Here is a 25594-nt window from a genome sequence, read left to right on the forward strand (position 1 = left end):
GCCCTCCCTCGGGGCCTCGGAGCGCGCGCACCGCGGTCCGGTGTGCGCACCGGTGGCAGGTCTTCGGACTCGCGGGCGTGCCTCGTGTCGTACGAGGCTCCTACCGGCCGTCGCTTCCCAGGCCCGTCGTGGGCCCAGTGCGTGTGACGGCGGTCGTTCCCGCTCACCGCTGCGGGGCAGTCCCGGATTCCCACCGGGTTCCCTCTTGCGACGCCGGACACAGAGGCATCCGGCGAACCACCAGCACGGCCAACACTACATCTGGATCTCGATGGACGTGCACCACCCACATGTTGTGTCGCAAGAAAAACTTAGGTATACCTAAGTCCTGCCGCGGATCTCCCTCCGCACATGGCGTGGATCATGTCCGCGGGAAGACCCGTGGCCCGGCCCGCGCGTCCGGCCGGCCACCGGCGGGCGGGAGCCCGCCCCGCGGCCCGCACCCCCCGGTCACGGCACATGACGGGCGGCCCCGGCGCACTGGTGCCGAGACCGCCGTCTCCCTGGCTGGCCGCTCGTACGATCTCCCGGCTCAGGAGATCAGCGCCGGTGCCACCCGTTGTGGAAGTTGTAGGTGTTGGTGGAGGTGTTGATGTTGTTGTTGATGTCGCCGACGTTGAAGCCGAACAGTCCGCCGCAGACGAGGAAGCAGAAACCGGGGGACGGGGTGGGGGGAGTGGGAGGAGCCGCCGTGACCTGGACGGTCGTGGTGTTGTTGGAGGCGTCGCAGTCGGCGTTGCCGTTGTAGGCGGCGGTGATGGTGTGGGTGCCGGTCGTGGTGAAGGTGGCGGTGTAGGACGCCTGGCCGTTGGCGTTCACCGGCACGGTGTCGAGCAGGTCGCTGCCGTCGAAGAACGTGACGCCGAGGCCGCCGGTGGGGTCGGCGGGACAGTCGACGGTGGCCGCGAGCTGCACCGGCGTGTCGACCTCGGCCGACGGGGGAGTGGCCGTCACCGTGGTGCTCGACGGTACGGCCCATGCGGGCGAGGCCAGTCCCACGACGGCGGCCAGGGCTGTGGCGACGACCAGTCGCGCTCTGCGGGGTTTCATGCTCACCTGTTCGGCTCCTTGCTTCTGTCGACGCGCCCGCGGGGGCGCGGGCGGAGCTTCACGCTATGGCGGGCTCCCCGGCCCTCCAGGGACGCGGCGCCCACAAGTAACCTGGCTGGATCAGCGGCCCGGACCGGTCGTCGGCCGACTGAGTGGGGGACAGGCCACGGGGTGTACGGGGCGGTCGCTTCCCGCCGCCGGGGTCAGATGCCGGGGGCGGCGACCCGGGTGTAGACCGCCCCGGGGCTCGTGCCGCCCGCGGTGGTGACGGTCACCGTGACCGGCCCCGCAGGGCCCGCGGGGGCGACCGCGGTGATCTGCGTGTCCGACACGACGGTGAACGAGGCGGCCGTGCCGCCGAAGGTGACGGCCGAGGCGGAGGCCAGATGCGTGCCGATGAGGGTGACCACCGTGCCCGCGGCCGTCGGGCCGCTGCTGGGCACCAGCGCCGTCAGCGTGGGCGCGGCGACGTAGCCGAAGGCGACGGGGTTGCTCGTACCGCCCGGGGTGATCACCGTGACCGGTGAACTGCCCGTACCCGGCGGGGCGGTGGCGGTGATCTGGGTTGCCGAGACCACGGTGAAGGAGGTGGCGTCGGTGGAACCGAACCGGACGGCGGTGGCGTTGAGCAGGTCGCTCCCGGTCAGGGCGACCACCGTGCCACCGGCGGCCGGGCCCTGGGCCGGGCTGATGGCGGTGAGCACGGGAGGCGCGGCGTAGAAGAAGAAGGCGTCGGGGGCGCTGGTGCCGCCCGGTGCCGTCACCGTCACCACGGCGGCCCCGGGAGCGCCGGCGGGTGTCACGGCGGTGATCTGGGTGGCCGAGTTCACCAGGAACGACGCCGCCGGGACTCCGCCGAAGGCGACCGCCGTGGCCCCGGTGAACCCGGAACCCGTGAGGACGACCCCGGTGCCGCCCGCCGTCGGGCCGCTGGTGGGCGTCACCGCCGTGACCACCGGCACCTGCGCCACCACGTAGGTGAACGTCACCGAGTTGCTGTTGCCGGTGGGATGGACGATGGTCACCGCTGCCGCGCCCGCGGCGTGCGGGGGGCTCACGGCGGTGATCTGGGTGGCCGAGTTGACGGTGAAGGAGGTGGCGTTGGTGCTGCCGAACCGTACGGCGGTGGACCCCGTCATCCCGGTACCGGTCAGGGTGACGGTGGTGCCCCCGGTGGTGGGCCCCTGCGTGGGGTTGATGCTGCTGATCGTGGGCGGCATGAGGTTGCTCCTTGGGCAGCCTGGGCGAAGCCCGCTCCGACGCCGGCACCGGCGCCGACCGGGCCGGGGGAGTCACCGTGGCCCAGGGCCGTCCGCCGGCTGCGGATCTCGTGGCCGGGCGGCGGGCAGGGCGGGAACCGTCGCTCGAAGAGCGGTGGTCGAGGCAGGGCTGCCGCCCGGCGGACACCGGGCGGCAGCGGGTGCGGATCAGATGCCGGGGGCGGCGACGTAGGTGAAGGCGCCGGTGGCCGTGTCGGAGCCGGCCGCGTTGGTCACCACCACGTCGACCGCGCCGGGGGTGCCGGGCGGGGTCACCGCCGAGAGCGTGGTGGTGTTCACCACGGAGAACGGTGCCGGGGTGCCGTCGAAGGTGACCGATTCGGTGGTGTCGAGGTTGGTGCCGATGATGGTGACACCGGTACCGCCCGACGCCGGCCCGGAGGAGGGGGTGACGGAGGTGACGGTGGGCACGTCCACGTAGGTGTAGGACAGGCCGTTGTTGGTCCCGCCCGCGGTGGTCACGCTCACCCCGACGGGGCCCGCCGCCGCGCCCGCCGGGACGGCGACGGTGAGCTGGGTGTCGGAGACGACCGTCGGCGTGGCGGTGTTGGCGCCGAAGGACACGCTGGTGGCCGTGGCCAGCCCGACACCGTTGATGGTGACCGTGTTCCCGCCCGCCAGAGGACCGGAGGTCGGCGCGAGCGACGACTTGAACGGGGCTCCGACGTAGAAGAACGGAACCGGGTTGCTCGTCCCGCCCGCCGTGGTCACCGTGACCCCGACGGTGCCGGTGCCCGAGGGGGAGACGGCGGTGACCTGGGTCGGTGAGACGTTGGTGACGTTGCTCGCCGGCTTGGTGCCGAAGGTGACGGCGGTCGTGCCGGTCAGGTTCGTGCCGGTGATGGTCACCAGCGTGCCACCGCCGGTGGAACCCTGGTTCGGAGAGATGGGCATGGAGAGACTCCTCGCTGACAGGAGGGAGACAGGGGACATGGCGGAACCGGGAGTACGCCGGGCGGGCCTTCGAGGAGGACCCTCGCGGAAGGAGAGGCGGCTCGACCGTGCCGCGTGCCGAAGGAGTTCACTCCTGGGCGCACAGAAGAAGAACCGGCAGACGCCGCCCTTTGCCGTGATCCCCGGTCATGGGATGGGCGGCCCACCGGTTCGCTGCTTCAAGTAGCCCATGACACGGCGGTTCTGACAAGACGTCCGCCGCATCCTTCGGAAGGCAAGGTGTGTACCGGGGTGGCCGCGTACCACCGGCGTGCGCTCACGGTCTTCGCCCGGCGCGTAAAGAGACCGGCCGGCGCCACAAGTGGCACCGGCCGGCCATCCAACCCCTCGGGGATGCCCATCGTGATCGCGGCTGTCTGCGCCCTCCCCACGTGTGAAGGCCGGCAGTGCACACCGATACCACGCACCCCGAACGGAACGGGCTGCCCATTGATTGGATATGTCCAGTAACTCAGGGTCTCGGCATCCGCCTCAAGTCCCAGAATTCTGGGTCACCTGAATGGAGTAGCCCGGGGTGGTGAACCCGGCTCACGATGCCGCCGGGCGACGGTCACGGCGCGCGGGCCCCACCTCGGGCCACGTCCAGTCAGCCGGACAGCGCCATCGCCATGATGACGGCCGCGAGCAGCGCCGCGTAGGCCCAGGCGTGGGTGCGGTCGGCGATCCGCGGTGGCCGGCGGCGCAGTACGGCGATCACGGGCAGCGCGCCGAGCAGCAGGAGCGCGGCGGCGCGGAGGTCGACGGTGCCGACCAGGTGCGCCGGGAGGTGCGCGGTGACGGGAGCCGCGGAACCGCCCAGGGAGACCACGGTGGCCGGCAGCGCGATCGCCAGGGTGAGCGGGTTGGCCAGGACCGTCGCCACCCGCATGGTGTGCCCGGCCCGCCTCATCGCCGGAACCGTCAGCACGCTCCCGCCCACGCCGAGGAAGGCGGCCACCGCGCCGATCGGCGGCCCCACCCAGGCCGGCAGCGGCTTCGGCCCGCCGGCCGTCGTCTCGGCGCGGGGGCGCAGGAACCCCGGGCGCAGGAGCAGGTCGGCGAGGGTGACGGCGACGTACCCGACGAACGCCCACCTGACCGGCCCGGAGGGCGCGCGCAGGGCGACGAACGCGCCGGCCGAGGCGCCGGCCGCCAGCAGCGGGACCAGCCCACCGCCTCCCCGCAGCCGGTCGAGGACGTGCCGCGGGGTGACGGCCGTGGCGAAGCCGGCGTTCACCACCATGACCACCGCCGAGGTGGCCGTGGCCACCCGCATCGCGTCCGGACCGAGGCCGGCGTCCACCCACATGACCACCGGGACGGTGACGAACCCCCCGCCGAATCCGAAGAGCACCGTCGTGACTCCGGTCAGGACGCCGATACCGAGCAAGAGTGCGAGATCCACGGAGTCCACCCCACCAGCCCCGCGCCCCTTCCCGCATGCGATGGTCGGCGTCATTCCATCGAGTTCCGGCCCCTAGCATGCGAGGGGTGAAGAACATCCCCCTCGACGACGTGGACCACGTGGACCGGGCCGTCCTGCCGATCGGCACCGACTACGCGCCCGGTCAGCTCCTGGACTGGCACGAGCACCGGCGCGCGCAGTTCCTCTACGGCGCCACCGGGGTCATGGTCGTCGACACCGCCGACGGATCGTGGACCGTCCCGCCCGAGCGCGCGCTCCTGATCCCGGCCGCGACCCGCCACCGCGTCCGGATGCTCCAGGTGAGCACGCGGAGCCTGTACATCGAGCCGAAGACCGTGCCGTGGTGGCCCGCCACCTGCACGGTCGTGGACGTACCGCCGCTGCTGCGCGAACTGCTCCTGGCCGCAGTCGAGTTCGAGCCCCAGTACGACCTGTCCGGGCGTGCGGGACACATCGCGGCGCTGCTCATGCACGAGATCGCGGCGCTCTCACCACTGCCGTTCCACATCGGCCTGCCGGCCTCCGACGACCTCGCGGCGCTCTGCCGCGCCTACCTGGCGACGCCCGACGTCACCGTCACCAACACCGCCTGGGCCGCACGGACGGCCATGAGCGAACGCGCCTTCACCCGGCGTTTTCGCAGGGAGACGGGGCAGAGCCCGGCAAGCTGGCGGGCGCGGGCGCGGCTGCTGGCGGCCGTCCCCATGCTGCGATCGGCCTCCGTCACCGAGGTCTCCGGCCGCCTGCGCTACGCCTCCCCCGCGGCGTTCACCGCCGCCTTCACCCGCGCCTTCGGCACACCACCGACCAGATTCCGGCCCGGCCCACGGTGACGTCGACGCACGCGACCCCGGCCGTGCGCAGTCCGCCCGGTGTCGCGGTGATCACTGCCCGGTCGGGCCCTGCCGCCTGGAGCGACGGCAGGGGGACCGGGTGGGGCCGGGGCGGGTGCCCTGACGGGCCGGGGGTCAGCAGGAGGTGAGGTCGGGTTCCGGGCCGGAGTCGCCCATCAGGGGCTTGAGGTGGCGGTCGTAGATGCCGGCCCAGCGTGACGGCTGCCCGGAGGGCTTCGCCATGATGGTGGACAGGGCCGAGCACACCTTGTCGTGCAGCTCCCGGTCGCCGGCCTTCATCGCCACGCCGTAGCCCTCCGAACCGCCGAGGCTCTCCAGGGCCTTGGTCTTCGCGGAGTACTTGGCGGCGAGCCCGGCGACGATGACGTCGTCGGTGGCCACCGCGTAGACGTTGGTGTTCGGGTCCAGCAACGCCTTGACGCAGTCGTCGTAGCCCGCCCGGAGGGTCATCTGGCCGCCGAGCCCCTGCTTCTCGATCCACGGTTCGTAGACCGAGTTCCGGGCGGTGCAGATCTCGGCCCAGCTCGTCCGCTTCAGGTCGCTGAGGTCGTTGAACGGCCGGTTCTTGCGGACCAGCAGCCCCTTGAGCGCGCTGTAGTAGGGGCCGGCGAACCGCACCCCGTCCTTCTTCTCGCGCTCCTCGCTGATGCTGTACGAGGCCAGCACGAGGTGGACCCGGCCCGTCTCCAGGAAGCCGCCGCGGTTCTCCGAGTTGACCTCGACGAACCTGATCCGGTCGTCCTCGAAGCCCATCTCGTGGCCGATCTCCCGGGCGAGGTCGACCTCGAAGCCGCGGTAGGTGCCGTCGACCGCCACGCTCAGTCCGGGCTGGTCCTTCTTGACGCCGATCCGCAGTTCCCTGTCACCGCCGCCGGCCGCGGCGCCCCCGTCCTTGTCCCGCGCCACGCCCCCCTTTCCCGAACTCGCCGCATCGGAGCCGTCGTTCATGTTCCCCCAGGTGAACCACGCCGCGCCCGCGAGCAGCGCCGTACAGAGGACGGCCACCGGCACCTTCCAGCGGTCCCGGCGACCGGCGCGTCTCTCGCGTCTCGCCCCGCCGGACACCGGCCCGGCCGGGGCCCCGCTCCCCGCCGCCTCACCGGAGCCCCCGGCATCCGCGGGCCCTGCGTCCGTCCCGGGCGCCCCGGACGTCGCCGGCTCCGGCTTCGGGACGGGGGAGACCGCGGCCTGCCGCGCGGCCGGGGTGTCCAGGGCCGCGTCCTCGGTGACGGCCTGGAGCATCCGGTCCGCCTCGGCGGCGTCGGGCCGCCGACCCGGGTCCTTCCGCAGGAGCGCCTCGATCAGCGCGCCGAGCGGCCCCGCGTACTTCAGGGGCGGCGCCGGCGCCTCCCGCACGGCGACGAAGACCTCGAAGCTCGTCGCCCCGTCGAAGGGGCGCCGGCCCTCGACCATCTCGTACAGCGTGACGCCGAGCGCCCACAGGTCGGACGCGGCGGACGCCGGACGCGGGTTGGCCGGCGTGTGGCTGAGCAGCTCCGGCGCCAGGTACTGCGGTGTGCCGATGATCTCGTGGGACCGGGTGACCTGCGTGGCGCCCTCGAAGGTGGCGATCCCGAAGTCCATCAGAAGCGCCCGCCCGTCCGGGCGGAACAGGATGTTGTGGGGCTTCACGTCGCGGTGCAGGACGCCGGACTCGTGCACGGCGGCCAGCCCGCGCAGCACCTGGAGGCCGATCCGCGCCGCGTGCGGCACGGACAACTGCCGCTGCTCGCGCAACAGGTCGGCCAGCGAGCGGGAGTTGAGCAACTCCATCACGATCCAGACCTGATTGCCGTCCTCGATGACATCGTGCACGGCGACGACGTTCTGATGCCCGATCCGGGCGATGGCCTGTGCCTCGCGGCGAGCCCTCTGCACCCACTTCGCCTGCGCCTCGGGGTCCGCGGCGCCCGGGTACAGCAGGCCCTTCACGGCCACCTTCCGGTCCAGGCTCGTGTCGAGGGCCTCCCAGACGACGCCCATGCCGCCCCGCCCGAGCTGGCGTTGCAGTCTGTAACGTCCCGCGATCACCATGTCCGGCCCGTCGCCCCGGCCCGCCGTACCCTCGCTGCGCATGTGCTCCCCCATACATTTTCGCTACGGAAAGCCACACTAGACGCACCCTCGGCCATTGCGGTGTCATGCCGGACAGACCGGTGACACCGGCTTCGCCCGGCTCGGGCCCCCGGCGCGGTCCCCGCGTACTGCCTGGGCCCACGGCCCGCGCCCCGGCCTCACCCGGCGCTCCGCCGGGCCCCGCGGCGGGCCGTCACCGCCCAGCGGCCGTCGGTACGGGTGAGGTGGATGGGGTGGTCGAAGCACTTGCTGACCTGGTCGCTGGTGAGGACCTCGTCGGCGGGGCCGGAGGCCAGCCGGCGGCCTTCGCGCAGCAGCATCACGTGGGTGGTCCCGGGCGGCAGTTCCTCCAGGTGATGGGTGACCAGGACCGACGCCAGCTTCGGATAGGTGAGTTGCAGGGTGTCCAGTCGCTCGATGAGCTGTTCGCGGCCGGCGACGTCCAGGCCCGTCGCGGGTTCGTCGAGGAGCAGCAGCCGCGGACTGGGCATCAGCGACCGGGCGATCAGCGTACGGCCCCGCTCGCCCTGGGACAGGGTCGGCCACCGTGCCGCGCGGCGGTCGCGGAGGCCGAGCAGGTCGACGAGGTGGTCCGCCTGGGCCGCCTGCTCGGGGGCCGGGGTCCAGCGGGGGACGCGTTCGAGGGTGTTGGTGGCGCCGGTCAGCACGACGTCCCGGACCGTGAGCGCCGAGCGCAGGTCGTGACGCGGGTTGACGTGGCCCACGTACGAGCGCAGTTGGCGCAGGTCGACGCGGCCCAGTCGGTGGCCCAGCACCTCGACGGTGCCGCGGGTGGGGTGGGTCAGCGCCCCGAGGAGACCGAGCAGGGTGGTCTTGCCCGCTCCGTTGGGGCCGAGCAGTGCCCAGTGCTCGCCGGGGCGGACGGTCAGCGACACCTCGCTCAGGATCGGGGTGCCGTCACGGACGACGTCCACGTCCCGTGCCTCCAGTACCGGTTGCGTGGTCACGAGCAGGCTCCTTCACAGCGGTTGGGGGCCGCTCTCACCGCGTGGACCGACAGGGCGAGAGCGGAGGCGTCCCGGTCCGCGCCCCGGCGGATGACGCCGTTCACGCGGCACCCGGTGCGGGCCGAGGCCGGGCCGCCCGGCCGGTATCGGGGGCGTGCTCGGTGGGGCCGAGGATGTCGAGGTGACGCCCACGATACGGCCTGCCGGGGCGCGTATCGGTTCGTGGTCGGCATACGGACGCGTCGGCCGGAACCCGCCAGGGGAATTCCTCGCCTTCCACCCCCGTCAGCGCCCCTGCCGATCCGCGAAGGGTTCCCGCAGGGCCCGGAGAATGATGGCGTGTGTTTCCACCCCGTCATTCCTGGTGACCTCATTCCTGGTGACCGCGAGAATGCTCCGGCCGAGCCAGTTCGGGTCTTCCACACGCACCAGGGCGATGTTCTCCGGGACGACCGGGGCGAGGATGTCGGGAATGACGCAGATCCCGAGACCGGCGGCGACGAGTCCGAAGCGGCTGGGCCAGGTCCGCGTACGGAAGGCGATGAGCGGATCGGTCAGCGTGGGCCAGGCGCCGAACTGTGGCTCGTCACGGGCACCCTTGCCCACGATCCATGACGCGTGGGCGAGTTCACGCACCGGGACGGGGCCCTCCATCGCGGCGAGAGGGTGCCCGCGTGGCACGCCCACCGTCAGGTCGCCGCCCGGCAGCGGGGCGGTCCGCAGCCCCTCCAGGGCCGGCTGCGGCAGGCCCGGCCCGGAGGCCACGACCGCGACGTCCAGCCGCTTGCCGATGACCTGGTGCACGAGCTGCGGCGAGGACGCCTCGGTGAGCGCGAACGTCAGCCTGGGCTGCTGCCGCACTGCCCTGGCCAGCGCGAAGGGGAGCAGAGCGGCGTTCGCGGCGGGGAAGGCCCCCACCCGGACCCGCACCTCGGGTCCGTGGGTCAGCTCGTTGAGCCGTTCGTCGAGTCGGTCGAGGCCGACGAGGGTCTCGGTGGCGAACCGGGCGACGAGCTCCCCCGCGCGCGTCGTCCTGACGCCGCGCGCGCCGCGTACGAAGAGGGGCTGCCCCGCGGCTTTCTCGGCGGCGGCGACCTGGCGCGAGATGGCCGGCTGGGAGTAGCCGAGGGCGCGCGCCGCGCGGCTCAGGGAGCCGTGCGCGGCCACCGCGCGCACGACGCGGAGAGCGGTGACGCTGAGTTCGGGCACGGCACCATCGTAGGCGGCCGAGCCATGCACAGTCGTCATGGGAACGGGCCGATAATTGCATGTCACGCAGGGCCGGAAAGGAGTTCTCAGGGTCTAGTGTCGAAAGCGGCGGCAATGCCACGCCCCCTGAAAGGATTTCCTGGTGAGCGATTTCATATCCCCTGACGACACCCGTTACGACGAGCGGGCGCGCGCCCTGGTGCGAATCGGCCGCGAGGCGATCGCCGTGGCCGACGACGAGAAACTGGACGCCTACTTCGCGGATGACTTCGTCTTCCACGGCCCCGACGGCGACATGACGTACGCGCAGCTCCGTTCCTTCTTCGCGGCCATGCGCGCCGCGTTCGAGGGGTTCGCGTGCGAGCGGCGCACCATCACCGGCGAGGGTGAGTACATCGGTGTGCGTACCTGTATGTCGGGGCGTTTCACCGCGCCCTTCGAGGCGTCCCCGGTCGGCACGATCGCGCCGACCGGGCGGCCGATGCGACTCGAACTGATCAACGTCTTCCGCTACGACGAGGACGGCCGGCTGGCCGAGGAGTGGGTCCAGTACGACAACGTCGGCTTCCTGCGTCAGCTCGGCGTCGACCTCACCGAGGGGCGCCGACCCCGGAGCACGCCGTGATCAGCCCCTCTTCCTCCGGTCGGCGGCCTGGGTCCTTCTTCTCCGGGAGCACCGCCTGACGGCACCCCGCCCGGGTCGGGCCCACCGTGTCCACGGACCGGGCCGTGGCGGAGTCCTACCCCCTTCTCCCTGGTCAGGTCATGTATTGACATGCCTGAGAAGTCGTGACATTCAGAGGGTATGGACTTTCGCCAGCTCGAGTACTTCGGAGCCGTCGTCGCCGCCGGCTCGGTGTCGCAGGCCGCCAAGAACCTTCACATGACCCAGCCGCCCCTGAGCCATGCCATCACCAAGCTGGAGCGGGAAGTCGGAGTGAGCCTGCTGGAGCGGACGGCCAAGGGCGTCCGTCCCACCCAGGCCGGGCTGCACCTCCTCTCCAAGGCGGAGCGCCTGATAGCCGACCGCAAGCGGGTCGTGGAGACGCTGCGGCTCATGGGCGGGGGCGCGATCGGCGACCTCTACATCGGCGTCGAGCCCATGGTGATCAACGAGATCATCGCCGACGTGCTGGCCGAGTTCCTCGACCAGGCGCCCAAGGCGCGGGTCAGTCTGGTGGACGTCACGCCGGACCTCATCGTGCAGCGCGTGCTCTCCGGGGAGCTGGACATGGGCTGTATTCCCTTCGGTGCCACACAATTCGCGGGGTTCGTCGAGGCCACCTGCGACTGGTACCCGATTATCGACATCGACCTCAAGCTCGCCGTGCCACGCTATCGCGCCGCCGAATCCCACCCGGACGGAAAGGGGTGGGGCCGGTGGATTCTCCCCTCCCGCATTCCGGCGTTCTCCGGTATGCCGGAGGTCGCGGAGAAGGCCCTTTCCGGCGACGAGACCTTCGACGTCCTCGAAGTCTCCACCCCGCAGACCGCCGTCGCCTTTGTCGCCGCCGGGCTGGGCGTCGCGCCCGTCACCCAGCGCCTCGCCGGACGCAGCGACTCCGTCGCCCTGCTGGACCCGCCGGAATGGCTGCGCCCCATGCAGGCCACGCTGTTGTGGAAGCGCGGGGGAGAGGTCACCCCGCTCATGGAGCGCTGGCTCCAGGCGACCCGGACCGTCGCCGACCACCGCCGGACCCTCGCCCACTGACGGCGGCCATACCGGGAACTATGCACCCCTCTCCTGCGGCCTATATGGAAAGCCGGTACGACATCGATCTTTCCGCGCCGTGAAGAGTCGCCATTTCACGTGATGCGCGTCACATCCGCCTGTTTCCGTCTGCGCTGCCGATTCCCGCGCCGGCCCGGGAAGCCGCTGGTCAGCGACGGTTCGCGGCTTCCGGTCCGGCCGCCGGGCCGATGGATGGCCCCTCCATCCGTCGGTTCCCGGGGACTTCGGACCTCTATTGCCCGCGACCTTCCACCGTGCAAGTCTTCCCGGCAATTCGACGACGCGGCAGCCCCGGGCCGAAGAGGGAATGTTCCCGCCACGGCTGCCCGCGTTCTCACTGTGGCGAACCGATGGCCTGACCCGGTTCCGTGAACGACGAGGAGGGGCCGGACAATGACGGCGGAAAGCGCGAACCAGCCGGCACGGAGTCCTGTCGGACGTGACCATCTCCCTTTCACCGGAGATGAATATCTCGAAAGCCTCGACGACGGCCGCGAGATCTGGATCTACGGGGAGCGGGTGGAGAACGTTGCCGAACACCCGGCATTCCGCAACTCCGCCCGCATGATCGCCCGCATGTACGACGCCCTGCACGACCCCGCGCGCAAGGACGTCCTCACCGCCCCCACCGAGTGGGGAGGCTTCACCCACCGCTTCTACCAGGCGCCGCGGACCGTCGAGGAGCAGGTGGCCTCCCGGGACGCCATCGCCGCATGGCAGCGCATCACCTGGGGCTGGATGGGCCGCTCGCCCGACTACAAGGGCTGCTTCCTCGGCACCCTCGGCGCCAACGCCGAGTTCTACCGCGGCTTCGAGGACAACGCCCGCGCCTGGTACCGCAAGGCGCAGGAGAAGACCTGGTACATCAACCACGCCATCATGAACCCGCCGGTCGACCGCGGGCTCGGCGCGGACGCGGGCAAGGACGTGTTCATCCGGGTCACCAAGGAGACCGACGCCGGTTTCTACGTCACCGGCGCCAAGGTGGTGGCCACCGGGTCCGCCCTCACCCACCACACCTTCGTCGGCCACGTCGGCCAGGTCGCCGTACAGGACCCGGCCTTCTCCCCGGTCTTCATCACGCCCACCAACGCCCCCGGCGTGAAGCTGCTCTGCCGCACCTCCAACGAGTACCGCGCGGCCGTCCTGGGCAGCCCCTTCGACTACCCCCTCTCCAGCCGCCTGGACGAGAACGACGCCATCCTCGTCCTGGACAACGTGTTCGTCCCCTGGGAGAACGCGTTCATCTACAACGACCTGGAGCAGGCCAACAAGTACAACATCCACTCCGGCTACCTGGAGCGCGCCTCCCTGCACGGCTGCACCCGGTTCGCCGTCAAGATGGACTTCCTCGTCGGCATGCTCTCCCGCGCCCTCGACGTCACCGGCGCCGGACAGTTCCACGGCGTGATGTCCCAGCTCGGCGAGGTCATCGCCTGGCGCAACACCTTCTGGGCCCTGTCCGACGCGATGGCCAAGAGCGCCGTTCCGTGGAAGGGCGGCATGATCCAGCCCGACCCGCAGTTCGCCGGCGCCTACCGCGTCATGAACCAGCTCGCCATGCCGAAGATCAAGAACATCATCGAGCAGGTCGTGGCGAGCGGCCTGATCTACCTCAACTCCCACGCCAACGACTTCAAGACCGAGGAGATCCGGGGCTACCTGGACACCTACCTGCGCGGCACCGGCGGCATCGACGCCGAGGAACGGGTCAAGGTCATGAAGATGCTGTGGGACTCCATCGGCACCGAGTTCGGCGCCCGCCACGAGCTGTACGAGATCAACTACATCGGCAGCAACGACGTGACGCGCCAGACCAACCTGTTCGGCGCCCGCGGCAGCGGCCTGCTCGACTTCTGCCGGGACTTCGCCCAGAGCGCCATGGACGAGTACGACCTGGACGGCTGGACCGTGCCGGACCTGCGCAACCCCGACGACGTCAGCATCCTCAAGCGCTGACCGTCCGCGGCTCCCCCTCGGCGGGGAGCCGCCCCCTCACCCGGCGGCGCCCTCCGCGCACGCCGCCGTGCTCTCACCCCAGTCGAGGAGGACCCGTGGCCACGGCGATCGACGCTGCCCACGTCACCTACGAAGCACCGGACCTCACGGTGATGGAGGAGTTCCTCACCGCCTTCGGCATGGTGCGCGCCGAAGGGAGCGACGACCGGACCCTGTACATGCGGGGGACCGGCACCCAGCACCACATCCACGTCACCCGCAAGGCCGCCAGGCAGCGTTTCGCCGGTGCCGCGATCGAGGTCGCCGACCACGCCGACCTGGTCGAACTCGCCGCACTGCCCGGCTCCTCGCCGGTCCGGGAGTCGACCGAGCCCGGCGGTGGCCACGAGGTCGTGATGCACACGCCCGACGGCGTCGAGATCCGGGCGATCCACGGCCGGCGCCGGGTGGAACCCCTCGCGGACCGCGAACCGTTCGTCATGAACAACCTCCGCGACAAGAACCGGGTCAACGCCCCCGTGCGCCAGCCCGTCGCCCCCTGCACCATCGCCCGCCTGGGCCACTTCGTGCTCCACGTGCGCGACCACGACGCGACCATGGCCTGGCTCACCGAGCGCTTCAACTTCCTCCCCTCGGACTACTTCGTCCCGCCGGGCGAGGAGGGGCCCGTCGTCGGCACCTTCGTCCGCCTCGACCTGGGCGAACAGCTCGTGGACCACCACTTCATGCTCGTCCTGCAGTCCGACTGGGTCGGCGTCCACCACAGCGCCTTCGAGGTCACCGACATGGACGCCGTCATGTCCTCGCACGACTACCTCGTCGGGCGCGGCTACTCCCTCGACGTCGGGGTCGGCCGCCACCTGCTCGGCAGCCAGATCTTCGACTACTGGAAGGACCCCTTCGGCTTCCGTATCGAGCACTACACCGACGGCGACGTCGTCGACCACCGGCACCGCCCCACCAAGTTCAACGGCACCGCCAGTGACACCACCCAGTGGGGGAACCGGCCGCCCCTGGAGTTCTTCCGATGACCACCACCGGCCCCGCCCCCGCCACGGCCACCACCGGCCCCGCCCCCGACGACGCCCTGCCCGAGAGCGTCCGGGAGCGGCTGATTCGGGCCGGCTCGGCCACCGTCGCCAACATGCTGCTCAGGCGGGGACTGCGCAACACCGTCATGGCCGGCGTCGTCCCGCTCGCGGCCGGCGCCCCGCCCATGGCCGGGCCCGCCCGCACCCTGCGGTTCATCCCGGCCCGCGAGGACCTCGACACCCTCGCCGGATACGCGAGCAGCGAGAACCTCCACCGGCGCGCGATCGAGGAGTGCCCGCCCGGCGCGGTCCTCGTGATCGACGCCTTCGGCTCCACGGCCGCCGCCTCCATGGGCGACATGATGGCGGCCCGGCTGCGGTACCGCGGCGTCGCCGGTGTCGTCACCGACGGCGGCTACCGCGACGCGGAGGCGATCAGGGCGACCGGCCTGCCCTGCCACCACCGGGGCAACGCGCCCAAGGCGACGCCCATCGCCCTGCACCCGGTCGCCCTCGACGAACCCGTCGGCTGCGGCGGCGTCGCCGTCTACCCCGGCGACGTGCTGCTCGGCGACGAGGACGGCGTCGTCGTCATCCCCCGCGAACTCGCCGCCGAGGTCGCCGAGGAGGCGGCCGACGCCGCCGCGTACGAGGAGTTCGCCGCGCTGGAGATCGCCCGGGGCCGGTCCCTGTTCGGACTGTTCCCCGCCACCCCCGAGAGCCGGCGGGAATACGACCAGTGGGTGGCCCGAGGCCGCCCCGGAAGGAAGTGAACGCGTGACCATCGACCCCGCGGCCCTGAAGTCGCTCGAGATCCTGATCCACGCCACCGACCTCAGGGAAGAGGAGTGGATCGACTACCCGGACTACGGGTTCCGCCAGTACTTCCTGCACAAGAACCCCGAGACCGGCGCCAGCATCGCCCTCCTGGAGTACGAGAAGGGCGGCACCATCCCCACCAAGCACACCCACGCCTCGAACCAGTTCATGTACTGCCTCGAAGGCGACTACGAGTACACCGACTCCGGCCTCCGGCTGCGCCCCGGCTCCTTCTACATGAACCCGAAGGACCACCCGCACGGCCCGACCCTGGCCCACGAGCGCAGCGTGCTGATCGAGATCTACGACGGCCCGCACTACTACGAGAAGCCCGAGTACCACACCGACGAGACCATCGGGGACTTCCTTGCGAAGGAGTGAGGCGCCCGTCCGCCCCGCCCGAACCCGCCGCCCGCACCCTGCCGTTGGGGAGTGAAGATGACCCAGACCACCACGAAGCTGTTCGACACCGACGAGGTGCTGGCCACGTTCGGCCTGCACGGGGTGCATTCCGGCACCTACGCGGACGCCCTCGGCTGGGGCGAGACCGAGGGCCGCCCGGTCATCGAGGCGCACTGCCCCGCCGACGGCGAACTCGTCGGCCGCGTCGCGGCCTCGAACGCCGACGACTACGAGGCGCTGGTCGCCGCCGCCGTGGAGACGCAGAAGAGGTGGCGGATGGTCCCGCCGCCCCGGCGCGGCGAATTCGTGCGCCGCATCGGCCAGTTGATCGAGGAGAACCTCGACGCGCTCGCCGCCGTGGTCTGCCTCGACACCGGCAAGTCCACGATGGAGGCCAAGGGCGAACTGCGCGAGGCCGTCGACATGTCCACCCTCGCGGCCGGCCAGGCGCGGATGCTCTACGGCTACACGCAGCAGTCGCAGCGCGCCGAGCACCGCATGTACGACCAGTGGCTGCCGCTCGGCGTCGTCGGGCTGATCAGCGCGTACAACTTCCCGGCCGCCGTGTGGGCGCAGAACGGCTTCCTGTCCGCGATCGCCGGCAACACGGTGATCTGGAAGCCGAGTCCCAAGGTGCCGCTCACCGCGATCGCCGTGCAGAAGCTGGTCAACCGGGCGGCGGCGGAGCTGGGCTGCGAGGGCGTCTTCTCGCTCTTCGTTCCCGAGGACGCCGACGCCGGACGGCTGGTGGCCGACACCAGGGTCGCCATGATCTCCTTCACCGGCTCCACGACCGTGGGCCGCAAGGTCGCGGAGGTCGTCGGCTCGACGCTCGGCCGCCGCTACCAGTTGGAGTGCTCGGGCAACAACGGCTGCATAGTCGACGAGACCGCCGACCTCGAACTCGCCGCGAAGGCACTGACGTTCGGCGTCCTCGGCACGACCGGGCAGCGCTGTACGAGCACCCGCCGGGTGATCGCCCACGTCAGCATCGCCGACGAACTGGTCGAGCTGATGAAGAAGTCCTTCGACCAGATCACCATCGGCGACCCCCGGGACCCCGGCACGGTCGTCGGCCCGCTGATCGACCGGCAGGCCGTCGAGGACTACCGCGAGGTGCTCGCCGCCGCCGAACGCGAGGGCGCCACCGTCGTCCACGGCGGGAAGGTGCTCGACAGGCCCGGCCAGTACGTCGAGCCGGCCATCGTCACCGGCGTCCGGCCGCACTTCGCCATCGCCCGGTCGGAGACCTTCGTCCCGATCGTCTCCGTCCTCACCTACGAGGAGCTGGACGAGGCCATCGAGATCCACAACGGGGTCGCCCAGGGCCTGGCCTCGGGCATGCACAGCACCGACCTGAACCACATCGAGACCTTCCTGTCCGCCCGCGGCAGCGACTGCGGCATCGTGCGCGTGAACATGGGCACCACCGGCGCCGACGTCGGCGCGGCCTTCGGCGGCGAGAAGGAGACCGGCGGCGGGCGCACCGCCGGCTCGGACGCCTGGAAGGGCTTCATGCGCCGCCAGAGCGTGTGCGTGAACTGGGGCGGAACCTCCGCCTGGGACAACCGGATCGACCTCTGAGGACGGCACAGCCATGAAGAAGGAACGTTTCATCTCCGACGCCGTGCGGGAACCGGCCGACCGGATGTGGTCGAACTGCCTGCGCGTCGACGACCTGATCATGATCTCCGGCATGACCGCCCGCGCCCAGGACGGCGAGTCGGTCCTCGGGGACACCGCCTACGAGCAGGCCCGGACCGTCTTCGGGAAGATCAGGCACCTGGTCGAGGCGGCCGGCGCCGTCATGGACGACGTCGTCAAGATGACGATCTTCGTCACGGACATGGGCGACAACGCCGAGGTGTGGAAGGCCCGCCAGGAGTTCTTCTCCGGCGACTTCCCGGCGTGCTCCCTGGTCGAGGTCTCCGCCCTCGCCAAGCCGGAGATCCTCATCGAGATCGAGGCCATCGCGGTGGCCGGTTGCAGCGCGGACTGACCGCTCCCAGCGACACCAGGCGTGTCCTGTTTCCCGCAGGCGGCCGTGGGCGCCCCAACTCACATGGGTAGGACCTCGTGACCACACACACCAAAAGACCCGGACCCAGCTCCACCGACTCCGCCCTGTCCGTCGCGGCGGAGGACCACGCCCTGGTCAGCGTGCCGGCGGCCGATCGCAAGAGCGGCTACCAGCTCGCCCTGAGCCCGGTCAGCGTGGCGACCGCGCTCGTCGTCTTCGCCATCGCGGGCTTCACCGTGGTGCTCGCCGGTTTCGCGGTGGGCATGCTCGTCGGCGCCCTCGTCGCGGGACTCGCCGTCTTCCTCGGCAGGTCCCTGGGACGGATGGCCTTCGAGACCGGCATGTCGAGCACCCTCACCTCCCGCTTCTTCGGATTCGGGCACATGGGCTCGGCGATCGGCTCGGTCATCTTCGCCTTCATGATCCTCGGCTTCCTCGCCATCGAGTCGGCCCTGCTCTACCAGGGCACCCTGCTCATGCTCGACCTGCCCGACAGCTGGCCCGTGCGCGTCCTGCTCTACGGCGCCATGACACTGCTGTGGATCGCGCTGGCCATCTTCGGCCTGAAGCCCGCCCTGCGCGCCTCCGGAGTCCTCACCGCCGTCACGCTCCTGGTCACGGTCTACATGATCGTGCACATCTACGTGATCGAGGGCGCCAGCCCCATGGACGTCTTCACCTACGGCGGCGTCGTCCCCGGCGGCGTCTGGCCCCGCTTCGAGGCCGCGTTCTCCGTGATGGGCGCCACGGCGGGCACGATCGCCCTGGTCACGACGGACTTCGCCCGGTACTGCCGGACCCGCCGCGACGTGACGATCCTGGCCGCCGCCGGACCGATCACCCAGAACCTCGTCATGACCGTCCTGGGATCGCTCGTGGTCATCGGCGGCATGCCGGAGGTCGTGCGCTACCTCATGGCCCACGACCCCGGCCTCGGCCCCGAGGCGGCCAACGCCGCGGGCAGCACCTTCGTCATGCAGAACACCGGCGCCTTCTTCGTCATCTTCGCCGGCTGGGCGGGCTTCGTGACCATCTACGCGGCCCAGGCGAAGGCCCAGGCCATCAACGCCTACTCGGGCTCGCTCTCCCTGGTCAACCTGGCCGACTCGCTCACCGGGAAGAAGCCCGGCCGCGCCGTGATGGTCGTCGTCGGCAACGTGATCGCCCTCGGCATGATCGCCGCGGGCATCCTGGAGCAGTTCAGCTCCTACCTCGCCTACCTCGGCGCCATGACGCTGGGCATGTGCGGCGTGATGATCGCCGACTACTACCTGGTCCGCCGCCGGCGCTACGACGGCTCCGCCCAGCGGGTGGAGAAGTGCAACTGGGCCGGCGTCATCACCCTGGTCGTCTCCGCCGTCACCGGCATCGTCCTCATGGCCACGGACGTCTTCGCCCTCGGCTTCCTCGTCTCCCTCGTGCTGGCCATCGCCCTCTACCCGGTGCTGCGCCGCCGGCTCCCCGAGGGCACCGGCACCACCTTCGTCGCGGGTGAGGAGGCCGCGGCCGAGGCCCACTGACCCCACGCCGGCGGCCGGCCCAGCGGCCGGCCGCCGGACCCGCCCCGGCCCGCAGGGGCCGAACCCACGACGTACAGGAGGTTCGGGATGACCGACATCATGTGGGACTCCGAGATCTACGAGAGGGCGCTCGACACGAAGCCCCTCGCGCCGAGCGACGCCGGCCCCCCGCTCGCCGACCCCCGCCGGCTCCGCGACACGCTGGGCAACTTCGCCACCGGCGTCGTCGTGCTCACGTACCGGTCCGGCGACAGCCACTACGGCGTCACGGTGAACTCCTTCACCTCCGTCTCCCTCGACCCGCCGCTCGTGCTCGTCTCGATGCAGCGGACCTCGCGGGCCCTGACGTACCTGCTGGAACGGCCGTTCACGGTCAACGTGCTCGGCGACGACCAGCTCGCCACCGCCCTCCACTTCGCCGGCAAGCCCCAGGAGGGGCACCTCGTCGAGTGGGCCGGCGACGACATCGCCCCCCGCCTCGACGGCTCCCTGGCGTACTTCCAGTGCACCCCCTGGGCCGGCTACGACGGCGGCGACCACGTCCTGGTCCTCGGCCGCGTCATGGCGTACGGCCAGCGGGACGACACCAGCCCCCTGCTCTTCTACCGCGGCCGGTGGAGCGCCCTGGCCCGCGAGGCCGACGGGGCCGAGCCGGGAAGGAGCCGGTCGTGAGCGGACACACGCACCCGGGCGCCGCCGACGTCGACGCGCTGCTGGCCCGGCTCGCCGCCATCGGGCCGCTGCTGCGGGAGGAGGCCCCGGAGAGCGAACGCCTGCGGCGGCCCACCCCGGCGGTGCAGGACGCGCTCCGCGACAGCGGTGTCTTCCGGCTGATGATCCCCGCCGAACTGGGCGGCATGGACGCCTCCCCGCTCCAGATCCTGCGGGTGACGGAGGAACTGTCCCACGCCGACGCCTCGCTCGGCTGGCTGGTGCGGGCGGTGGCGAGCGAGACCGCCACGGCCGCCGCCCACCTCGGTGACGAGGCCGTGGCCGAACTGTTCGGCGAGGGCCGCCACCCCCTGGTGGCCGGCCAGTCCACCTCCTACACCGGACACGCGGTGCGCGAGCCCGGCGGCTACCGGGTCACCGGCACCTGGCAGTTCGCCCCCGGCGTCTCCATGGCCACCCACCTCCACCTCGGGGTCACGGTCGAGGGCACCGGCGAGCGGCTGGTCTGCCTCGCCCCCCGCGCGGCCCTGCGGATCAGCGACACCTGGGACATGCTCGGGCTGCGCGCCACCGCGAGCCTCGACTACCGCGCCGAGGAGCTGCGGGTGGCGGACAAGCACGTCTTCGCCATCGGCCCGCACGACGTCCGGCGCGGCTCCGCGACACGCGGCCTCAGCCCCGCCCTGATGGCCGGACTCCAGCAGGCCGCCTGGTCCCAGGGGGTCGGCCGCCGCATGCTCGACGAACTGCGCGACCTGACCCGCCACCGGGACCCGGCCGGGGGCTCGCCGGTCACCAGCGACGAGTTCTTCGCCGAGTACGCCCGCCACTACTCCCACGTGCGCGGCACACTCGCCCTGCTCCGCGAGACCTGGCAGGAGAACGAGGCGACGCTCGCCACCGGACGGCCGCTCACCGACGAGCAGGAGACGATGTCCCGGCTCGCGTGCGGCCTGGCCACCCGGACCGCGCTGGAGATCGGCCAGTTGGTGCACCGCTTCGCCGGCGCCCAGGTCATGCGGGACGGCGCCCTCCAGCGCTTCTTCCGCGACAGCCACGCCGGCAGCCAGCACCGCGGCTCCTCGCACATCGTGACGCAGAAATGCGGGCGGATGCTCTCGGGCACCCTGCCCACCGGATCGCACTGGGGCTTCTTCGACCTCGTGATCCCCGAACCGGCCGCCGCCTGACAGAGACCCTGCCCCCGCGCCGCCGCCGTCCCGACGACGGCGGCGGCGCGGCACGCGGGGCGAGAGGAAAGGAACCACGTGAGACTGGCAACCGTGCGCACCCCCGAGGGGACCACCCACGCCGCCCGGCTGGACGGCGAGGAGTACACCGTCCTCCCCGGCCACGCCGACCTCGGCTCCCTGCTGGCGGACGAGGAGTGGCGGCGGATCGCCAAGGACGCCGAAGGACCCCGCCACCACCGCTCCGGCGTCGAGGAGCGGACCGTCGTGCCACGCCCCTCGAAGGTGCTGTGCGCCGGCCTCAACTACACCAGCCACATCCGGGAGATGGGCCGCGAACTCCCCGCCCACCCCACCCTGTTCGCCAAGTTCGCGGACACCCTGACCGGCCCCTACGACGCCGTGGAGGCCGTGGCGGAGGACCCGGAGATGGACTGGGAGGGAGAGCTGGCCCTCGTCGTCGGCCGCACCGCCCACCGGGTGAGCGAGGAGGAGGCCGGCGCCCACATCGCCGGCTACACCGTCGCCAACGACATCTCGATGCGCGGCTGGCAATACCGCACCACGGAGTGGCTCCAGGGCAAGATCTGGGCCCGCTCCACCCCGGTCGGGCCGGTGCTGGTCACACCGGACGAGTTCGACGCGGACACGGCGGTGCTGCGCACCACGCTCAACGGCGAGGTCGTGCAGGAACACGCCGTCGCGGACCTGCTGTTCAGCCCGGCCCACCTGCTGGCGTACGTGTCCACCATGGTGCCGCTGCACCCCGGGGACCTGATCCTCACCGGCACCCCCGGCGGTGTCGGCAGGGCCCGCACCCCGCAGCGGTACCTGGGGCCCGGGGACCTGGTCGCGGTGAGCGTCGACGGTATCGGCACGGTGTCCACGCCGATCGTCTGACCCGCGCCCGAAGACGGACGCCGTCCGCCCGGCCCGGCCCCGTGAGGCCGTGCCGGGCGGACGCGTCGTTCCCGGGGCGCCGGTCAGGCCAGCTTGATCCGCTGGAGGTCCTCACCGACCACGACCTTGCCGCCGTACCCCTTCTGCGCCCACTTCTTCCACTGCCGCGCGTCGATCGGGTTGCGGGCGACCTCGGAGATGTGCGACAGCACCAGCATGTCGACGCCGGCCCGCCGGGCGATCGGGCCGACCTTCTGCACCTCGACGTGGGACTGGAGGAGGTGGTCGACGAAGACCGCGGGCGCGTCGAGCCCCTCCACGCTGATCGCCTCGTGGACGAGGACGTCCGACCCCTTGGCGAGGCGGACCAGGTTGTCGCTGTACGTGGTGTCGCCGGAGAAGGTGACCGAACCGTGGTCGGTGTCGAAGCGGAAGGCGAAGGCGGGGAAGACCGGCCCGTGCGGCACCAGCACGGCGCTCACCCTGACCCGGTCGTCCTCCATCACCAGGAACGGCTTCATCGGCGGCGCGGTGTTCTCGAAGCCGGCGCCCACCTCGGGGACGCGGATCTCGTGGACGTCGGCGAGATCGCGGACGTCCTGGATGCCCATGTCCCGCAGGAAGACGTTGCTGCTGTACGCGTAGGCGGCGTGGCAGTCCTCGGTGAGCTGCCGGATGCCCGGCGTCGGGTTCTCCGGGCTGACCGTCGGCGCCTGGCCACCGCCGAACTTCGGCGGCAGCCCACCGGCCGGCCCCGGGCCGTAGACGGGCACCGGGCGGGTGATGTTGTCCTTCTCCTGGTTGGGGACGCTGCCGCCGAGCAGGAAGAAGTTGTAGTAGTCGGCGACGTGGTCGGCGTGCAGGTGGGTGATGAAGATGCCGCTCAGGGAGGACATCGTCAGGCCCGCGCGCACGTACTGGGTGGCGGCTGCACGCCCGCAGTCGATCACGTAGGTGGCCCCGTCGACGACGAGCGCGGTGGAGATGCCGGTCCGCAGCGGGTCGACGGGCGGGCCCGCCTTGGTGCCGAGCAGGACGAGGTCGAGCTTGCCCCAGCGGTTCCTGCCGGGCTTCCTGGCGGCGGGCCCGGTGCCGGGGGCCGCGGCGGCGGCCGGGGCCGCGACGCCGGAGAGGCCGACGGCCACCGGGGTGATGCCGAGGGCGGTCAGCACGGACCGGCGGCCGAGCCCGCCGCCGGTCTCCAAGGACGCTTCGCCGGTGCCGGCCAAAGGCGTGGCATCGCACAGGTTGCACATGGTCATCCGCCTTGGTGAGAGTGAGGGTGAAGGATGGTGAGGACGCCGTTTCGGGGAATCCGCCGGGCACCGGTGTGAGAATGCGGGGATCGCCCGGAGGTGCCGTCGGCGTCGAATCGCGGCGAAGACTGACACGGCTTTTCCGGCCGGAGCAAGAGGAGCGGGAAAGGCCGGTGAACCGCCGGTTCACCCGCCGTGGACATCCTCATGGAGGGCCGGCGGACCGGGTACACGCCTCTGAACTGGCGCTTTGGCCCGGGAGTTGAGAGGCGAGAGGCGACAGACCCCCTCTCGGTGTGACGCAGGTCACCGTCATGGGGTGTCGTTCCGGAATCGACGGCGCGGGGAATGAGGGCCTTTCCCATACACGTTCCCAGGGAAGGCAGCATAGAAATCGATATGGCGCCGGTCCTTTTCCGGACCGGATTCCGGAGGGAAAGCCGGGCCCGAGAATGCCGGTGGAGGCCCGGCCGCGCGCACGGACCTCCACCCCAGCGGCTCGGCCACCGTCCCCGGCGGCCGGCGAGGCGGTCAGAGCGTCCTCACCGCACCGCCGTCGAACTCGACGGCGCCGCCCACCACCGTGGCGCCCACGGTGACGTCCCGGATGCGGGACGGGTCGACGGCGAAGAGGTCGTCGGAGAGGACCACCAGGTCCGCGAGCATGCCCCGGGCCAGCACGCCCTTGTCGCCCTCCTCGCCGACCGCGTACGCCGACCCGTAGGTGTAGGCGCGCACCGCCTCCGCCACGGTCAGCCGCTCGTCGGCGTTGAAGACCTCACCGCCCGCGGTGACCCGGTTGACCATGTCGTGGATGTTCACCAGCGGGTTCCCGTCGGCGACCGGAGCGTCGGAGGAACCCGGCAGCACCGCGCCGGCCTCCAGCAGCGACTTCATCCGGTAGCACAGGCGGGCCCGCTCGGGGCCGAGCGCCCGCAGCATGCCGTCCCCCAGTTCCGAGACGAACGCCCCCTGCGGCACCGGCACCACACCGAGCCGCACCAGACGGGCCACCTGCTCGTCGCTCGCCACACCGAAGTGCTCGATGCGGTGCCGCGCGTCGCCCCGGGGCGCCCGGAGCTGGGCCGCCTCGAAGGCGTCCAGCGCGGCGTCCACCGCCGAGTCCCCGATGGCGTGCGCCGCGACGGACCAGCCGGCCCGGTGCGCGTCGACCACGAAGTCGCGCACCTCCTCCGCGGTGAACTGCATGAAGCCCTTGTTGGACGGCTCACCGTGGTAACACGTGTGCATCGCCGCCGACTTGCCGATCAGCGACCCGTCCGTGACGATCTTCACCGGCCCCAGCCGCATGCGGTCGTCGCCGAAGCCGGTCCGGATGCCCAGATCGAGGCCGAACCACTCGCGCGGGTTCCGGAACCCCTCCAGGTAGTGCAGCTTGGTGATGTACGGCATCAGCGTGGTCCGCAGCCGCAGCAGCCCCCGCTCCCGGGCGAGCTGGTAGGTGTGGACGTCGGACGGGGAGGCGCCGATCATCTCGTGGGCCCCGAGGCCCGGCTCGGTGACGCTGGTCAGCCCCTGCGACAGGGCCTTGTCCGAGGCCAGCCGCACATGGTCCAGGACCTCCTGCGTGGGCAGCGGCCGGATCACCGAGTAGACGAGCTGCATGGCCCGCTCCTGGAGCAGGCCCTCCGCGGTCCCGTCCGCCAACCGGGCCACGTGCCCGCCGTCCACGTCGGGCACGCCCCGGCCGTCCGCGTACCCGATCCGGCGGAACGCCTCGGTGTTGGCCACGCCCATGTGCCCGGAGACGTGCTCCAGCCACACCGGCCGGCCCCCCGCGGCCTCGTCCAGCGCGCGGGCGACCGGGTGGCCGCCGGTCTTGTTCTGGTCGTAGCCCGAACCGAAGACCCACTCGTCCGGACCGAGGCCGGCGGCCCGCTCGGCCACCGCCCGGTACAGCTCGTCGAGGTCCCCCACGGCCGAGGCGCGCAGGTCGAGCCAGGCCAGGCGGCGGCCCAGCAGATGGGTGTGGAAGTGCGCGTCGTGGAAGCCGGGCAGCACCGGGGCGCCGCCGAGGTCGTGAGTGACGGCGGCGCTCACCCCGTCCAGCTCCTCGTCCAGCCCGACGACGCGCCCGTTCAGCACCCCGAGGCGGGTGGCGGTGGGCCGGGCCGGGTCCATGGTCCGGATACGGCTGTTGACGAATATCGCGTCGATCTGCATGAGGACGTGCGCTCCTAGGGATGCGGGAGGTACGGAGAGAAAGGCGGGGGAGGTGGAGGGGCGGAGGGGCAGAAGGAGGAGGAAAGGCGAGGGGGAGGGGGAGCCGGCCGGGC

The 25594-nt window shown here is 71.6% G+C and carries 22 protein-coding genes and 1 riboswitch; of the genes, 13 read left to right on the forward strand and 9 right to left on the reverse strand.

The features are described from left to right. Nucleotides 1-37 precede the first annotated feature (37 nt). Nucleotides 38-257, reverse strand: a riboswitch (cobalamin riboswitch). A gap of 283 nt (nucleotides 258-540) precedes the next feature. The 4 genes from J5Y05_RS06580 to J5Y05_RS06595 all read right to left on the reverse strand — a co-directional run bounded on the left by J5Y05_RS06580 (nucleotide 541) and on the right by J5Y05_RS06595 (nucleotide 4668). Then, nucleotides 541-1050 (reverse strand): Ig-like domain-containing protein, encoded by a 510-nt coding sequence (locus tag J5Y05_RS06580; RefSeq protein WP_210869764.1) that lies wholly within the window; start codon nucleotides 1048-1050, stop codon nucleotides 541-543. Nucleotides 1051-1253: 203 nt separating this feature from the next. Beyond that, nucleotides 1254-2270, reverse strand: a complete 1017-nt coding sequence (locus J5Y05_RS06585) for an IPT/TIG domain-containing protein (protein ID WP_210868999.1) — start codon at nucleotides 2268-2270, stop codon at nucleotides 1254-1256. Nucleotides 2271-2477: 207 nt separating this feature from the next. Further along, nucleotides 2478-3224, reverse strand: a complete 747-nt coding sequence (locus tag J5Y05_RS06590; protein ID WP_210869001.1) for an IPT/TIG domain-containing protein — start codon at nucleotides 3222-3224, stop codon at nucleotides 2478-2480. A gap of 646 nt (nucleotides 3225-3870) precedes the next feature. Further along, nucleotides 3871-4668 (reverse strand): sulfite exporter TauE/SafE family protein, encoded by a 798-nt coding sequence (locus J5Y05_RS06595; protein ID WP_210869003.1) that lies wholly within the window; start codon nucleotides 4666-4668, stop codon nucleotides 3871-3873. An 86-nt stretch (nucleotides 4669-4754) separates the two neighbouring features. Here J5Y05_RS06595 and J5Y05_RS06600 point away from each other — a divergent pair, with 86 nt between their 5' ends. After that, on the forward strand, nucleotides 4755-5522 hold the full coding sequence (locus J5Y05_RS06600; protein ID WP_210869005.1) for an AraC family transcriptional regulator: 768 nt from the start codon (nucleotides 4755-4757) through the stop codon (nucleotides 5520-5522). Between the two features lie 135 nt (nucleotides 5523-5657). Here J5Y05_RS06600 and J5Y05_RS06605 read toward each other — a convergent pair whose 3' ends face one another. From J5Y05_RS06605 to J5Y05_RS06615, 3 genes are all read right to left on the reverse strand, one after another. After that, complete coding sequence (locus J5Y05_RS06605; RefSeq protein WP_210869007.1) at nucleotides 5658-7619, reverse strand: serine/threonine-protein kinase; 1962 nt, start codon at nucleotides 7617-7619, stop codon at nucleotides 5658-5660. A 158-nt stretch (nucleotides 7620-7777) separates the two neighbouring features. Further along, nucleotides 7778-8587: an ABC transporter ATP-binding protein gene (locus tag J5Y05_RS06610; protein WP_210869009.1), complete on the reverse strand. Its 810-nt coding sequence runs from the start codon at nucleotides 8585-8587 to the stop codon at nucleotides 7778-7780. A 285-nt stretch (nucleotides 8588-8872) separates the two neighbouring features. Further along, nucleotides 8873-9796: a LysR family transcriptional regulator gene (locus tag J5Y05_RS06615; protein ID WP_210869011.1), complete on the reverse strand. Its 924-nt coding sequence runs from the start codon at nucleotides 9794-9796 to the stop codon at nucleotides 8873-8875. 142 nt (nucleotides 9797-9938) lie between these two features. Here J5Y05_RS06615 and J5Y05_RS06620 point away from each other — a divergent pair, with 142 nt between their 5' ends. The 12 genes from J5Y05_RS06620 (at nucleotide 9939) to J5Y05_RS06675 (ending at nucleotide 22041) form a co-directional block, all read left to right on the forward strand. Further along, the gene (locus J5Y05_RS06620; protein ID WP_307853733.1) at nucleotides 9939-10421 is read left to right on the forward strand and encodes an ester cyclase; all 483 of its coding nucleotides are present in this window, start codon (nucleotides 9939-9941) and stop codon (nucleotides 10419-10421) included. 180 nt (nucleotides 10422-10601) lie between these two features. Beyond that, a complete protein-coding gene (locus J5Y05_RS06625) occupies nucleotides 10602-11507 on the forward strand; it encodes a LysR family transcriptional regulator (protein ID WP_210869013.1) in 906 nt (301 codons plus the stop codon). 414 nt (nucleotides 11508-11921) lie between these two features. Further along, nucleotides 11922-13487, forward strand: a complete 1566-nt coding sequence (locus J5Y05_RS06630; protein WP_210869015.1) for a 4-hydroxyphenylacetate 3-hydroxylase N-terminal domain-containing protein — start codon at nucleotides 11922-11924, stop codon at nucleotides 13485-13487. A 95-nt stretch (nucleotides 13488-13582) separates the two neighbouring features. Then, the gene (locus tag J5Y05_RS06635; protein ID WP_307853734.1) at nucleotides 13583-14518 is read left to right on the forward strand and encodes a VOC family protein; all 936 of its coding nucleotides are present in this window, start codon (nucleotides 13583-13585) and stop codon (nucleotides 14516-14518) included. Further along, on the forward strand, nucleotides 14515-15291 hold the full coding sequence (locus J5Y05_RS06640; protein ID WP_247614059.1) for an RraA family protein: 777 nt from the start codon (nucleotides 14515-14517) through the stop codon (nucleotides 15289-15291). The genes J5Y05_RS06635 and J5Y05_RS06640 overlap by 4 nt, the downstream gene beginning before the upstream one ends. Nucleotides 15292-15295: 4 nt before the next feature. Continuing rightward, nucleotides 15296-15718 (forward strand): cupin domain-containing protein, encoded by a 423-nt coding sequence (locus J5Y05_RS06645; RefSeq protein WP_210869017.1) that lies wholly within the window; start codon nucleotides 15296-15298, stop codon nucleotides 15716-15718. A gap of 57 nt (nucleotides 15719-15775) precedes the next feature. Further along, nucleotides 15776-17323, forward strand: a complete 1548-nt coding sequence (locus tag J5Y05_RS06650) for an aldehyde dehydrogenase family protein (protein ID WP_247614060.1) — start codon at nucleotides 15776-15778, stop codon at nucleotides 17321-17323. Between the two features lie 13 nt (nucleotides 17324-17336). Next, on the forward strand, nucleotides 17337-17738 hold the full coding sequence (locus tag J5Y05_RS06655) for a RidA family protein (protein ID WP_210869018.1): 402 nt from the start codon (nucleotides 17337-17339) through the stop codon (nucleotides 17736-17738). Between the two features lie 77 nt (nucleotides 17739-17815). Further along, nucleotides 17816-19279 carry a purine-cytosine permease family protein gene (locus tag J5Y05_RS06660; RefSeq protein ID WP_307853735.1) on the forward strand — a complete coding sequence of 488 codons (1464 nt, stop codon included), beginning with the start codon at nucleotides 17816-17818 and terminating at the stop codon, nucleotides 19277-19279. A gap of 87 nt (nucleotides 19280-19366) precedes the next feature. Beyond that, nucleotides 19367-19951, forward strand: coding sequence for a flavin reductase family protein (locus tag J5Y05_RS06665; RefSeq protein ID WP_210869020.1), 585 nt, complete (start codon nucleotides 19367-19369; stop codon nucleotides 19949-19951). Further along, a complete protein-coding gene (locus J5Y05_RS06670; protein WP_307853737.1) occupies nucleotides 19948-21141 on the forward strand; it encodes an acyl-CoA dehydrogenase family protein in 1194 nt (397 codons plus the stop codon). Before J5Y05_RS06665 ends, J5Y05_RS06670 begins: the two co-directional genes overlap by 4 nt. 78 nt (nucleotides 21142-21219) lie before the next feature. Continuing rightward, the gene (locus tag J5Y05_RS06675) at nucleotides 21220-22041 is read left to right on the forward strand and encodes a fumarylacetoacetate hydrolase family protein (protein WP_210869022.1); all 822 of its coding nucleotides are present in this window, start codon (nucleotides 21220-21222) and stop codon (nucleotides 22039-22041) included. An 83-nt stretch (nucleotides 22042-22124) separates the two neighbouring features. Here J5Y05_RS06675 and J5Y05_RS06680 read toward each other — a convergent pair whose 3' ends face one another. Together J5Y05_RS06680 and J5Y05_RS06685 are read right to left on the reverse strand one after the other, a co-directional pair. Next, nucleotides 22125-23303: an MBL fold metallo-hydrolase gene (locus J5Y05_RS06680; protein ID WP_210869024.1), complete on the reverse strand. Its 1179-nt coding sequence runs from the start codon at nucleotides 23301-23303 to the stop codon at nucleotides 22125-22127. Nucleotides 23304-23828: 525 nt separating this feature from the next. Next, nucleotides 23829-25481, reverse strand: coding sequence for an amidohydrolase (locus tag J5Y05_RS06685; protein WP_210869026.1), 1653 nt, complete (start codon nucleotides 25479-25481; stop codon nucleotides 23829-23831). Between the last annotated feature and the right edge of the window lie 113 nt (nucleotides 25482-25594).

It is taken from the genome of Streptomyces tagetis, assembly GCF_018069565.1.
Lineage (GTDB): Bacteria > Actinomycetota > Actinomycetes > Streptomycetales > Streptomycetaceae > Streptomyces > Streptomyces tagetis.